At 40.9% G+C, this 14,193-nt stretch carries 10 protein-coding genes; 9 read left to right on the top strand and 1 reads right to left on the bottom strand.

Annotation, left to right across the window (positions count from 1 at the left end; all coding sequences use genetic code 11):
* Positions 1-56 precede the first annotated feature (56 nt).
* From pdhR to lpdA, 4 genes are all read left to right on the top strand, one after another.
* Complete coding sequence (gene pdhR, locus HR060_RS06755) at positions 57-821, top strand: pyruvate dehydrogenase complex transcriptional repressor PdhR (RefSeq protein WP_174199530.1); 765 nt, start codon at positions 57-59, stop codon at positions 819-821.
* A gap of 85 nt (positions 822-906) precedes the next feature.
* Positions 907-3,576, top strand: coding sequence for a pyruvate dehydrogenase (acetyl-transferring), homodimeric type (aceE, locus tag HR060_RS06750; protein WP_174199529.1), 2,670 nt, complete (start codon positions 907-909; stop codon positions 3,574-3,576).
* Between the two features lie 15 nt (positions 3,577-3,591).
* Positions 3,592-5,523 carry a pyruvate dehydrogenase complex dihydrolipoyllysine-residue acetyltransferase gene (gene aceF, locus HR060_RS06745; protein ID WP_174199528.1) on the top strand — a complete coding sequence of 644 codons (1,932 nt, stop codon included), beginning with the start codon at positions 3,592-3,594 and terminating at the stop codon, positions 5,521-5,523.
* 278 nt (positions 5,524-5,801) lie between these two features.
* A complete protein-coding gene (gene lpdA, locus HR060_RS06740) occupies positions 5,802-7,235 on the top strand; it encodes a dihydrolipoyl dehydrogenase (RefSeq protein WP_174199527.1) in 1,434 nt (477 codons plus the stop codon).
* Positions 7,236-7,366: 131 nt separating this feature from the next.
* On the opposite strand, the gene HR060_RS06735 is transcribed toward lpdA, so the two are convergent.
* Positions 7,367-7,903 carry a hypothetical protein gene (locus HR060_RS06735; RefSeq protein ID WP_174199526.1) on the bottom strand — a complete coding sequence of 179 codons (537 nt, stop codon included), beginning with the start codon at positions 7,901-7,903 and terminating at the stop codon, positions 7,367-7,369.
* A gap of 398 nt (positions 7,904-8,301) precedes the next feature.
* On the opposite strand from HR060_RS06735, the gene HR060_RS06730 reads away from it, so the two are divergent.
* The 5 genes from HR060_RS06730 (at position 8,302) to HR060_RS06715 (ending at position 14,192) form a co-directional block, all read left to right on the top strand.
* The gene (locus HR060_RS06730; protein ID WP_174199525.1) at positions 8,302-8,847 is read left to right on the top strand and encodes a hypothetical protein; all 546 of its coding nucleotides are present in this window, start codon (positions 8,302-8,304) and stop codon (positions 8,845-8,847) included.
* A 27-nt stretch (positions 8,848-8,874) separates the two neighbouring features.
* The gene (locus tag HR060_RS19630; RefSeq protein ID WP_281362592.1) at positions 8,875-9,009 is read left to right on the top strand and encodes a hypothetical protein; all 135 of its coding nucleotides are present in this window, start codon (positions 8,875-8,877) and stop codon (positions 9,007-9,009) included.
* Between the two features lie 382 nt (positions 9,010-9,391).
* Entirely contained in the window at positions 9,392-9,802 is a 411-nt protein-coding gene (locus HR060_RS06725) for an HIT family protein (RefSeq protein ID WP_174199524.1), read from the top strand.
* A 252-nt stretch (positions 9,803-10,054) separates the two neighbouring features.
* Positions 10,055-12,853 (top strand): bifunctional aconitate hydratase 2/2-methylisocitrate dehydratase, encoded by a 2,799-nt coding sequence (locus HR060_RS06720; protein ID WP_174199523.1) that lies wholly within the window; start codon positions 10,055-10,057, stop codon positions 12,851-12,853.
* 202 nt (positions 12,854-13,055) lie between these two features.
* Positions 13,056-14,192: a hypothetical protein gene (locus HR060_RS06715; RefSeq protein ID WP_174199522.1), complete on the top strand. Its 1,137-nt coding sequence runs from the start codon at positions 13,056-13,058 to the stop codon at positions 14,190-14,192.
* Position 14,193 lies beyond the last annotated feature (1 nt).

Here is a 14,193-nt window from a genome sequence, read left to right as displayed (position 1 = left end):
CCTTTTTCAAACCTGAGTAGTTGGCTCAAATATAAAGAGAGAAATTCAGCTAACGCATGACGTTTAATAAAGTACGCCAGCCAAAATTAGCCGATGTTATTTTAAAGCAACTTGAAGCCATGATCTTGGAAGGTAGTTTGACGCCCGGTCAAAAACTACCTCCTGAGCGTGAACTCGCTGCTCAGTTTGCTGTCTCTCGCCCTTCTCTGCGTGAAGCCATTCAAAAACTCGAAGCCAAAGGTTTAGTCACTCGTCGTCAAGGCGGGGGCACTTTTGTCAGTGAAAACCTGCAAAGTGCTATTAGCGATCCATTATTTGAACTCATCTTATCTAAGCCTGAATCACAGCTCGATCTACTCGAGTTTCGTCACGCATTAGAAGGGATTGCTGCATATTATGCTGCGCTTCGAGGTACCCCAGCTGATTTTGAAAGGATAAAACTCAGTTTTGAGTCTATTATTTCATGCAACGATAATATGGTTGGCGATCAAATTGATGCCATATTTGAATTTTTTAAGGCCATTGCAGAAGCTTCTCACAACCTAGTGATCTCGCATTTAGTTAATGCTATGGCCCCTCTGCTTAAGCAGAATATTGAAACTAATTTTCAGATGCTTAAGTCTAAGCCGGATACGGCAAGACAAGTAAATGATGATAGAGAATCTCTGATGAATGCGATTATTTCGGGCAATCCTATACAGGCCCGCAATGCTTCGCACCATCATTTAGCTTTTATTGAAGAAACATTGCTGCAAATGGGATCGGAGTTAGACCGAAACCAACGCGCTTTACGCCGCTTGCAACAAAGTACGAAACAATAGAACAGAAGTTTAATTTCACGCTTTTCTCTTGATTCAATGGAAGCAAGAGTTAGGTAAAAAATTTAATAGCAATAAGGAAAAACTGATGTCAGACATCCTTAAAAATGATGTAGACCCAATCGAAACACATGATTGGATCGACTCAATTGAATCTGTATTAGAAAACGAAGGCCCAGAGCGCGCGCATTACTTAATCGATCAAATGATCGAAACTTCACGCCGCAATGGTGCTCACATGCCATTTGATGCAACTACTGCATACTGCAACACGATCCCTGCTGGTCAAGAACCTGCAATGCCGGGTGACCGCGAATTAGAAGCGCGTATCCGTGCGGTAATTCGTTGGAATGCAATGATGATGGTTGTTCGTGCTTCTAAAAAAGATTTAGAGTTAGGCGGTCACATCTCGTCTTTCCAATCTTCAGCTATGTTATACGATGTAGGTTTTAACCACTTCTTCCGTGCACCAAATGAAAAAGACGGCGGTGACTTAGTTTACTTCCAGGGTCACATTTCTCCGGGTATCTACGCACGTTCTTTCGTAGAAGGTCGCTTATCAGAAGATCAATTAGATAACTTCCGTCAAGAAGCTTTCGCTGATGGTTTATCTTCTTACCCACACCCGAAATTAATGCCGGATTACTGGCAGTTCCCTACGGTATCTATGGGCTTAGGTCCAATGCAAGCTATCTACATGGCTCGCTTCTTAAAGTACTTAACTGACCGTGGCTTAAAAGACTGTTCAGAGCAAACTGTATATTGTTACTTAGGTGACGGTGAGATTGATGAGCCAGAATCATTAGGTGCTATCGGCCTTGCTTCACGTGAAGAGTTAGATAACTTAGTGTTTATCGTTAACTGTAACTTACAGCGTTTAGATGGTCCGGTACGTGGTAACGGTAAAATCATCCAAGAATTAGAAGGTACTTTCCGCGGTGCTGGTTGGGATGTGACTAAAGTTGTTTGGGGTCGTTACTGGGATGCATTATTAGCTAAAGACACTAACGGTTTATTACAACAGTTAATGGACGAAACAGTTGATGGTGAATACCAAAACTTCAAAGCTAAAGGTGGTGCATTCACGCGTGAACACTTCTTTGGTAAGTACCCTGAATTAAAAGAAATGGTTGCTAACATGTCTGATGAAGACATTTGGCGTTTAAACCGTGGTGGTCACGATCCACAGAAAGTATACGCTGCATACGCAAAAGCAAAAGCGACTAAAGGTCGTCCAAGCGTAATCTTAGCTAAGACAGTTAAAGGTTACGGTATGGGTGAAGCGGCTGAAGGTAAGAACATTGCTCACGGCGTTAAGAAAATGGACTTAGACAACATCCGCCACATGCGTGATCGTTTCAATGTGCCTGTTTCTGATGAAGAGTTAGAAAACTTACCTTACTACCGTTTCCCAGAGAACAGCCCAGAATACAAGTACATGATGGACCGTCGTAATGCTTTAGGTGGTGTGGTGCCTGTTCGTCGTGAAAACTCATCTGTAGAGTTAACTATTCCACAAATGGATGCGTTTAAAGCGACAACGGCTGGTTCTAAAGGTCGTGAAATTTCAACGACAATGGCATTCGTTCGTGTCTTAACAGCATTATTAAAAGACAAGCAAATTGGTAAGAACATTGTTCCTATCATTCCAGATGAAGCGCGTACTTTCGGTATGGAAGGTTTATTCCGTCAAGTCGGTATTTACGCTCACGAAGGTCAAAAATACACACCTCAAGATGCAGACCAAGTTGCTTACTACCGTGAAGACACTAAAGGTCAGGTATTACAAGAAGGTATCAACGAATTAGGTGCGATGTCTTCATGGGTATCAGCTGCGACTTCATACTCGCATTCTGACTTACCAATGATTCCATTCTACATCTACTACTCAATGTTCGGTTTCCAACGTGTTGGGGATATGGTTTGGGCAGCAGGTGACTTACAAGCACGTGGTTTCTTAATTGGTGGTACTGCTGGTCGTACAACACTTAACGGTGAAGGCTTACAGCACGAAGACGGTCACTCACACTTACACTTTGGTACGGTTCCTAACTGTATTACTTATGACCCAACTTACGGTTATGAGCTTGCAGTTATCGTTCAAGACGGTATCAAGCGTATGTACGGTGATAACGAGAATGTCTTCTACTACATCACAGTAATGAACGAAAACTACGTTCAACCTGAAATGCCAGAAGGCGTTGAAGAAGGTATCAGAAAAGGTCTTTACAAGTTAGAGACAGTTGCTGCTAAAGCACCTACTGCTAATGTAAATATCTTATCTTCAGGTGTAATTTTAGAGCGCGCTCGTGCAGCTGCTCAAATTTTAGCGGAAGACTACAACATCAGCTCTGATGTTTACTCTGCAACTTCATTCAACGAGTTAGCGCGTGACGGTTTAGATTGTGAGCGTTACAACATGCTTCACCCAGAAGCTGAAGAAAAAGTACCTTATGTAACTGAATTATTGAAAGATGCTGCAGGTCCTGTTGTTGCTGTTACGGATTACATGAAGCAATACGCTGACCAAATCCGCGGTTTCGTTCCTACCGATTACCGTGTATTAGGTACTGACGGTTTCGGTCGTTCAGATAGCCGTGAAAACTTACGTACTCACTTTGAAGTAAATGAGCATTACATTGTTGTTGCTTCGTTATACGAATTAGCTAAGCGTGGCGAAATCGAGAAGAAAGTAGTTGCCGAAGCAATTGCTAAGTTCGGTATCGACGCAGACAAGATCAACCCGCTTTACGCTTAATAGGGGAATAGATAAATGGCAATTCAAGATGTATTAGTCCCTGATGTGGGCGGTGATGAAGTTGAAGTTATCGAACTATGTGTAGCCGTAGGTGACACAGTTGAAGTTGAAGACTCACTTATCACAGTTGAATCTGACAAAGCGTCAATGGATATTCCTGCACCCGTTGCAGGTACAGTGAAAGAGTTCAAAATTGCAGTGGGCGATAAAGTATCTGAAGGTACTTTAATTGTGACTGTTGAAACAGGCGCAGCTGAAGCTACTCCTGCACCAGCTGCAGAAGAAGCTCCTGCAGCAGCTCCTCAAGCTGAAGCTGCACCAGCGGCGTCTTCAACTGCTGTTGTTGAAGTTAAGGTACCAGATATTGGTGGCGACACAGACGTTGAAGTCATTGAAGTATTAGTTAATGTGGGTGATGCAGTATCTGCTGAAGATGGCTTAATCACTTTAGAAACTGATAAAGCAACGATGGATGTTCCTTGTCCACAAGATGGTGTAGTTAAAGAGCTTAAGATTGCTGTTGGCGACAAAGCGTCTGAAGGTACACTTGTACTACTTCTTGAAACGGCTGGCGGTGCAACAGACGCACCAGCTGCTGAGCCTGCTCCAGCACCTCAAGCTGCCGCTGCTCCAGCGCCTGCTGCCCCTGCAGCAGTTGAAGTAAAAGAAGTGAAAGTACCAGATATCGGTGGTGACACTGATGTTGATATCATCGAAGTATTAGTTTCTGTTGGTGAAGAGATTGAAGAAGAAGCAGGTCTTATCACTCTAGAAACGGATAAAGCGACAATGGACGTACCGGCACCATTTGCAGGTACAGTCAAAGAAATCAAGGTAGCTGTAGGCGACAAGGTTTCTGAAGGCTCACTAATTGTTTTAGTTGAAACAAAAGGTTCTGCTGCACCAGCTGCCGCTCCGGCACCTGCTCCAGCACCACAAGCTGCAGCCGCTCCTTCTCCTGCAGCCCCAGCTGCTAAAACAGAGCCAACAGCTAACGTAGAACCTGCTAAGCCAAGCAAAAATGTGCACGCTTCACCATCTGTTCGTCGTATTGCTCGTGAATTCGGTGTTGATTTAACACTTGTTTCAGCAACAGGTCGCAAGGGTCGAATCCTTAAAGAAGATGTTCAAAACTATGTTAAAGCTGAGCTTGCTAAACCAAAAGCGGCTGGCGGTGCATCAGGTCCTATTCCTGAAAATGTACTTGAAATTGTTCCGGTTAAACCTATTGATCACAGCAAGTTTGGTGAAGTAGAAGTTAAACCATTATCACGTATTCAAAAGATCTCAGGTCCATTCTTACACCGCAACTGGGCAACTATTCCTCATGTTACTCAGTTCGATGAAGCGGATATCACTGATGTAGAAGCGTTCCGTAAAGAACAAAATGCATTCCATCAGAAGAAACAGACGGGTCTTAAGATCACACCACTAGTATTTGTAATGAAAGCGGTAGCGCGTGCGCTAGAGAGGTTCCCTAACTTCAACTCTTCATTATCTGATGACGGTGAGAGCTTAATCGTTAAGAAATTCATCAACATTGGTATCGCGGTTGCGACACCTGGTGGTCTGGTTGTTCCTGTTATCAAAAACGTGAACTTAAAAGGTATCGAAGAGCTTTCTCGTGAGTTAATCGAAACATCTAAGAAAGCACGTGACGGTAAGCTTAAAGCCGCTGACATGCAAGGTGGTACTTTCACTATCTCAAGTCTTGGTGGTATCGGTGGTACTTCATTTACGCCTATCGTTAATGCACCAGAAGTGGGTATTTTAGGTGTATCTAAGTCTGACTTTAAGCCGAAGTGGAATGGTAAAGAGTTCGAACCTCGCTTAATGGTTCCTTTATCACTATCTTACGATCACCGAGTGATTGATGGTGCTGAAGGTGCAGCATTCTCAACTGAGATTGCAGCTAACTTAAGCGATTTACGTCGTTTTATTCTTTAAATCGTCGTAATTGATAAATTAGGCATGCCGTCAAAAGGCGGCTTACCTACATGGATGTAGGTAAGAGGCGAAAGCAAGACGCGGTAGCTTTTGTCTAAAGCACAACTACTTAGATTTAAAATTGTGTTGGCAGGGAATAATTTCTTGCCCACAAATGCTACAAATACTGATTATGAATTGTATGAATACATTAATTTAAATTCATACGAGAAATAAATATTGGGATTGGTTAGAATCCATCTCACTCAAGCCCTAATAAAAAAATACATGAGGAACTCATGAGCAACGAAATTAAAACACAAGTTGTTGTCCTAGGTGCCGGCCCTGCTGGTTACTCAGCTGCTTTCCGTGCTGCTGACTTAGGTTTAGAAACAGTTATTATCGAACGTTTTTCAACACTAGGTGGTGTTTGTTTAAACGTTGGTTGTATCCCTTCAAAGGCGTTATTACACATTGCTAAGCATATCGATGATGCGCAAGCTATGGCACATGAAGGTGTAACTTTTGGCAAGCCTGAAATCGACATCGATGTAATGCGTAGCCACAAAGAAAAAGTTATCGGTCAATTAACGGGCGGTTTAGCAGGTATGGCTAAAATGCGTAAAGTTAAGACGGTTAACGGTTACGGTAAATTTACTGGCGGTAATACAATTGATGTAACAGCTGAAGACGGTTCAGTTACAACAATTAACTTTGATAATGCTATTATTGCAGCAGGTTCTAAGCCTGTGAAATTACCCTTCATTCCTCATGAAGATCCACGTATTTGGGATTCTACTGATGCATTAGAAATGCCATTTGTACCTGAAAAAATGTTGGTATTAGGCGGTGGTATCATCGGTCTAGAAATGGGTACAGTATACAGCTCATTAGGTTCAACAATTGATGTTGTTGAGTTTATGGACCAATTAATTCCAGCTGCTGACAAAGATATCGTTAAAAACTTCACTAAAGCTATCTCTAAGAAGCTTGGTGACATCATGTTAGAAACAAAAGTAACGGCAGTTGAAGCAAAAGAAGATGGTATTTACGTATCTTTCGAAGGCAAGAAAGCGCCAGCAGAACCAGTTAAATACGATGCTGTATTAGTAGCAGTAGGTCGTACTCCAAACGGTTCACTAATCGATGCTGAAAAAGCAGGTGTTACAGTTACTGATCGTGGTTTCATTGAAACTAACACTGCAATGCAAACGAACGTTCCACACATCTATGCTATCGGTGACATCGTAGGTCAGCCTATGCTTGCTCACAAAGGTGTGCATGAAGGCCATGTAGCAGCTGAAAACATTGCTGGTAAGAAGCACTTCTTCGAACCTAAAGTAATCCCTTCAATTGCTTACACAGTACCAGAAGTTGCTTGGGCTGGTGTAACTGAGAAAGAAGCGAAAGAGCAAGGCTTAAACTACGAAACAGCTGTATTCCCATGGGCAGCTTCAGGTCGTGCAATTGCTTCAGGTTGTCAAGATGGCTTCACTAAGCTTATCTTTGATAAAGACTCTCAACGCCTATTAGGTGGTGCAATCGTTGGTGTTAACGGTGGTGAGTTATTAGGTGAAATCTGTTTAGCAATCGAAATGGGTTGTGATGCAGAAGATATCGCTTTAACTGTTCACGCTCACCCAACATTACACGAATCAGTTGGTCTGGCTGCAGAAGTATTTGAAGGTTCAATTACTGACTTACCAAACGCTAAAGCGAAGAAAAAGAAGTAGCTCCTTCTTTTGTAAAGTATTAAAAAAACCGCCATTTGGCGGTTTTTTTATGGGCTAATTTCGTACATTTAGTCTCTTAACTAAAGGAACGTAAATGGTATCCTTTGATATATCTATGATCGGATTTTCCTTCACTTGGTTTTTTTATTTACCCACTTCAGATATCTAGGGTTTAATGTCCTGTACTTCAATGCCGAGCTAATGGTCAGTGGAGAGGATGCCCAGTCAGGTACATAAAAGGCATAGTTAATAAAATCTTTATCCCCAGATGGAATTGTGTTTAAGTAGGCCTTTCCAACCATATTAAACAAATCATGTCGCCATACATCTTTACCCTCTCTGTCTACAGGAATTTCTTTGTAAATTGTAGTTCCTTTCGATATCTCGTGATTTTTAGTTAGATGACCACTAGAGTGTATTAGTTTTTTATTCGCGTCATAAACTCTAAAATCAACCCAGGCTTCACTCTGGTCGATTGCTCCGCCAGGAAAGTCATGACCAATACCATGATTAGTAATTAGTACCTCAATGTTACTTTCTGTTCCTCGATAGATTGGTATTGGGTGTTTTTGCATTGGACGAAGTTCTTTTGTGGTATATAAATCAGACAAAGTTGATGTTTTATTTTCTGGAGGGTTAATTTTTACGGTTATTTTGTCTTCTTGCATGAATGCTTTGGTCGCATTAAAAAGCTCTCATTATTGAATTGTTTAGCAAGCATCAAATTTGTACCCAAAAATAAATGGCAACTGACCTTTCCATCAGCGTTCACTGAAATATTATCCGCAACGATCAAAGGTATATGACAATTTTTGTTTTCAAAGTGAGAAAATATCAGGTTACGCTCAAACCGACCTTACAAGCAAAAGCAAAATTAAATATGATGTTCAAATAGTTGCAGTATAAGGGCGCTGAATCTATTGGCGTGGTGAAGTTAAAAATATCGGCTACCAATGAATGCTGCTTTGGGACCTATCAAACGGCAAGGAGTATCTTAAGTAAAAGCTTCAGTTCTTGGTATTTTTGATATTAAGGGTGAAATAAAAGCTGAGTAGGTATTTTAATTATGAATGAGATAATTATAACCAATAGGGTTTACACTGGTTTATTTCGCTTAGTTGGTGGTTTCTTTTTTATTTTTTCTACAGGAAACTATATTAAGTACGCACATGCAGAGTGGCCAATTTATTTACATGTATTATTTCTGATTTTAGAAGTTATAAGCTTTAGTTTTATGATTAGCTCTTACAAAGTTTACCTGAATAAAAATCAGGTAAAAATTGTTGTCGGCAACTACTTATGGAAGAGAGTGAATAATTACAATGGATTGAATAAGATTATTTTGAGTTCAGAGGTTTTACAAACAACAGGAACTGGTGGTACGTCAACATTATCGTCGCATTACTTAGTTTATGTAGCTACAAGCTCAAGGCAAAATATTGAATTGACTGAATTGAGGCCTGATGCTTTGAAAGTGCAAGTTGACGATTTTATACAAAATTTATACAGGACTACAAAATTACCTTTTCAGGTAAGCGAAAGCTTTATAACAAAATACGAAGCAATGTATGACAGAAAATTTGATTTAGATTGGATATTAAGTAATGCATAGAAAAATGATTTTTCCCTGGCGTAAACAATGATATTGACAAGTGGTTTAGATGTTGCAGATATCATACATGTAAAAAGAGGTTACAACTTGGTTACTATATCTACTGCAGATGCTAGTCCTGAAAATATCACTTCTCGAATTCGTTGGGAAAAACGCCAATAAAGCTTAATTGGCAGCGTTACTCGAATTTAAAAATTAATTCTGATAACCAAATTGGTCTGCATGAAGCTATTTTATTCATACCAGGTGATTATTCGATAACTTTAAATAGCTTGAAAAAGACTTTGCTCAATGAAACTTGGTTTACATGGTGTACAGTTGGAAGCTGCACACATACCAGTTGCTCCGAGCAAACCTTTAATTTGCAAACCGAGTTGAGAGCTATTTTTGATATCACAAGTCTAGAGCGACCGCTAGTTGTTATAAATGGAAAAAAATTATCGAATGACGAGTACCGTTCTTTATTTCCTTCTGAAAAAATACAAGCTTTGATAGACTTTTAAGTTAATATAACGATTTCTTATTTAAGCTTTATATAAATACCATGACTGAATTTGAACTGGATACCCGCTTACAAGCTGATTGTTTTGAAATCTGTGAATTGAAGCTCAGCAAGCTGTTACTGCTTGATAATGGCAAGTTACCTTGGCTTATTTTGGTACCAAAAGTAGCTGGAGCAACTGAATTAATCGACTTATCTGCTGAGCAACAAACTGAGCTTCTAGCTGAGGTCAATCAAGCTTCAAATATCTTAAACGACCTCTATCAACCAGATAAATTGAATGTGGCTGCTATTGGTAATGTTGTTAGTCAATTGCATGTACATGTTATCGGTCGCTACAAAAATGACCCTGTCTGGCCTTCACCTGTTTGGGGAAATTTAGCTGATGAGCCTTATCACGAAGAAGCGCTACAAAAACGATTAACTGAATTAAAACAGGCTTTTACCGATTAAACGAGCAACGACTTAATAACAATAGTTCTCATTTATAAATATCTAACTCGCTATAAACCACATTTATGGCGAGTATCACTGTAATTTTCCTCTCTGAGCCAGTACAAAGGCTGAAATAGCCTTACTTATCCATTATACTCTTTTCACTTTTTTACTTTGATTTTCCTTTGAAAATAAGGTTTATCAAGGTGTACAGCCCCTTTAGGCTCAAAACTAGAATTCTATTTAAATTATTCGCCCGGAGAAATTTACATGAGTTTATATCAAGATTACTTGGCTGAAATCGAGACGCGTAAAGCGGAGCTTGGTTTAAATCCTAAGCCAATTGATAGCGCAGATTTATTATCTGAAATCATCGAGCAAATCAAAGACACTGCTAATGAGCACCGTGAAGATTCATTAAAGTTCTTCATCTACAACACGCTTCCAGGTACAACGAGTGCTGCAGGCGCAAAAGCGGCTTTCTTAAAAGACATCATCTTAGGTAACGAAACTGTTGCTGAGATTTCAGTTGAGTTTGCATTTGAATTGCTTTCTCACATGAAAGGTGGTCCTTCAATCGAAGTATTACTTGATTTAGTAATCGAAGGCACTGAAGCTGCAATCGCAAAACAAGCGGCAGATGTTCTTAAAACTCAAGTATTCTTATACGATGCTGACTTAGCTCGCTTAAAAGCGGCATTCGAAAAAGGCTGCCCAGTATCTAAAGAAATTTTAGAAAGCTACGCGAAAGCTGAGTTCTTCACTAAGCTCCCAGACGTACAAGAAAAAGTAGAAGTGGTTACTTACATCGCAGGTGTAGGTGATATCTCTACTGACTTATTATCGCCTGGTCACCAGTCTCACTCTCGTGCTGACCGTGAGTTACACGGCCAATGTATGATCACTCCAGAAGCACAACAAGAAATCGTTGCACTTCAAGAGAAGCACCCTGGCAAGAAAGTCATGTTAGTGGCTGAAAAAGGCACTATGGGTGTTGGTTCATCTCGTATGTCTGGTGTTAACAACGTTGCTCTTTGGGCAGGTGAACAAGCTTCTCCATACGTTCCATTTGTTAACATCGCACCAGTTGTTGCTGGTACTAACGGTATTGCACCAATCTTCTTAACAACAGTTGACGTAACTGGTGGTATCGGTCTTGACCTTAAAAACTGGGTTAAGAAAGTAGACGCAGACGGCAACACAGTAACTGACGCTAATGGCGACCCAGTACTAGAAGAAGCATTCTCAGTTGCAACTGGCACATGCTTAACTATCGACACTAAAGCTAAGAAGCTTTACAACGGCGATACTGAGTTAGTTGATGTTTCTTCAGCATTCACGCCGCAAAAAGTTGAATCTATGCGTGCTGGCGGTTCTTACGCCGTGACTTTTGGTAAGAAAATCCAAACATTCGCTGCTGAAACATTAGGTGTTGAAGCGCCGGCTGTTTACGCACTAGCGAAAGAAGTTTCTCATGAAGGCCAAGGTTTAACGGCTGTTGAGAAAATCTTCAACCGTAACGCTGTAGGTGTTGCTTCAGATGCGCCTTTACATGCTGGTTCTGACGTTCGTGTTAAAGTTAACATCGTTGGTTCTCAAGATACGACAGGTCCTATGACATGTCAGGAATTAGAAGCGATGGCTGCTTCTACTATTTCTCCTTCTGTTGATGGTGCATTCCAATCAGGTTGTCACACCGCTTCTGTATGGGATAACAAAGCAAAAGCAAACACGCCTAAGTTAATGGCATTCATGAACGCGTTTGGTGTGATCACAGCTCGTGACCCGAAAGGCGTATACCACTCAATGACCGACGTTATTCACAAAGTATTGAATGACATCACAGTTGATGACCGTGCAATTATTATCGGTGGTGACTCGCATACACGTATGTCTAAAGGGGTAGCATTCGGTGCCGATTCAGGTACGGTTGCAATCGCTCTTGCGACAGGTGAATCTGCGATGCCAATTCCTGAGTCAGTTAAAGTTACATTTAAAGGTAACATGGCTGGCCACATGGACTTCCGTGACATCGTTCACGCAACTCAAGCGCAAATGCTTAAGCAATTTGACGGTGAGAACGTATTCCAAGGCCGTATCATCGAAGTTCATATCGGTACATTATTAGCTGACCAAGCATTCACATTCACAGACTGGTCTGCAGAAATGAAAGCGAAAGCGTCAATCTGTATCTCTAATAACGAGACATTGATTGAGTCTATCGAATTAGCGAAATCTCGTATCCAAATCATGATCGACAAGGGTATGGATAACGAAGCGGGTATGTTAGCTGGTTTAATCAAGTTAGCAGATGAGCGCATCGAGGGCATCAAGTCTGGTGAGCAACCAGCATTAGCACCAGATGACAACGCTAAGTACTACGCTGAAGTTGAAATCGATCTAGATTCAATTGTAGAGCCTATGATTGCTGACCCGGATGTAAACAACGAAGACGTATCTAAGCGTTACACGCACGATGTTATCCGTCCTGTTTCTTACTACGATGGTAAGCCAGTTGACTTAGGTTTCGTTGGTTCTTGTATGGTTCACAAAGGTGACATGCAAATTATCGCTCAAATGTTCCGTAACCTTGAAAAGCAAAACGGTGCTATCGAGTTCAAAGCGCCATTAGTTGTAGCTCCACCAACGTATAACATCGTTGATGAGTTAAAAGCAGAAGGCGATTGGGATATCTTAGCTAAGTACTCTGGTTTCGTATTCGACGACAATAACCCTAAAGGTGAAGCGCGTAAGACTTACGAAAACATCTTATACCTAGAGCGCCCAGGCTGTAACTTATGCATGGGTAACCAAGAAAAAGCAGAACCAGGTGACACTGTAATCGCAACTTCAACTCGTCTATTTCAAGGCCGTGTTGTTGCTGATAGTGCTGAGAAGAAAGGTGAGTCTTTATTAGGTTCAACACCTCTTGTTGTTCTTTCAACTATCTTGGGTCGTTTCCCAACTATGGATGAGTACCAAGCTGCAGTTGAAGGTATTGACTTAACTCGCTTTGAGCCACCAAAAGAAGAGATGACAACTAAGTTCATCCCAGTACAACGCGTATAGTCGACAGTGCTGAATGTGAGCTAAAAACTTTAAGCTCACTGTTTGAATATAAAAAATCCCCGCTAAGCAATTAGCGGGGATTTTTTTATGTTTGACTGGTATTTCACTTGATACGCAATAAATCTTTAAAAACAATCTATTAGCCAATCTAAATGTTATCCGCTATCGTATTTATTGTCTGGTTTATATAAATACAGTGCAAATGGATAGCATTACTTTTCTTTCTCGTCAGATCATTACGCTTTATCAACAGCATTTGAAACAAATTGGGCTGAATGCGGCTATCCATTTCGAATTTGAAGGCGGTTTTTCAGCCCCCCTGCGTCAATCGGATATGCAGCATCACGGCTTAAATTATGCCAAGGTGAATGCAGCACTGAAAAAACATGGTATAGCTGGTGAATTGAAACCTGAGTTCTGGCGTAATCAGTGGGAATACGTGTCACTGTTTAATGGTCAAACACCTTTAGAAGAAGCCGAGTATTTAGCTAAAACCCTCACTTTATTACCTCATTTATTCGCCGAGCAAGGCATAGCTAAAGTTTATTACCAGCCTGTGCTTTGGTCGGCCGATTCAGTGCGTATGGCCGCGGGAACTAAAGATATTTTTGCACCGCAAAAGCAGGCAGTGCATATTCCTAATGCTGTACAAATTAATATTAGCGTTTGGGATAAACACAATAACAATTTAGTCGCCGAAACCGAATTGGGCGAATATTTACAGCACTGTTTATTATCAACAAGTCTGAATAATTGTTTGTTGTACCTACCCGAAGAGGATGCGTTTAAACGCCTTAATTTAAAATCTGATTTTGATTTGGAATCAGAGTTGAGTTCCCCGAATGATATTTCCGGCGGTCATCAAGGGAGTGTGGCTTTATATCGACAGCTAGGTAAGCACAATCAAGTGCTTGGAGAAAAGGCGCTATTGGCCGATTGCAACGGAAATGTGTTGCTCAGTGAGTTCGCTTGGCAGAAAACAGCACGCATAGAGCATAGGTTAGGGGCATCGAGCCATTTATATAACCCTTTTCTTAATATGGTCTATGCTTTAGCCAATGTAGTGAATGCAATTAAGCCATTTATCAACCACTTAGGTCAGTTTGATAAGCGTATTAAGCCTGAATATGAGGCGTTTACGCCTGTCTTGTTACCCACAAGCCTAAATGATAGTGGTGAAAAAAAAGGTGCCATCAGCCTATTTGCAAGTGATGTTTGGCTTGTTGAGTCCATTCATCAACTTGTAAGCCAAGTTGAACACAATAAAGCGCATTTACAACTAGGCGAAAAGCTAAAGTCAGCCGTATTAGCTCAGTATCAAAAAAACATAATTATATAGA

Origin of the sequence: Marinifaba aquimaris (assembly GCF_013328345.1) — a bacterium.
Taxonomy (GTDB): Bacteria; Pseudomonadota; Gammaproteobacteria; order Enterobacterales; family Alteromonadaceae; genus Marinifaba; species Marinifaba aquimaris.
This window is presented reverse-complemented; position numbering and strand designations above follow the sequence as displayed.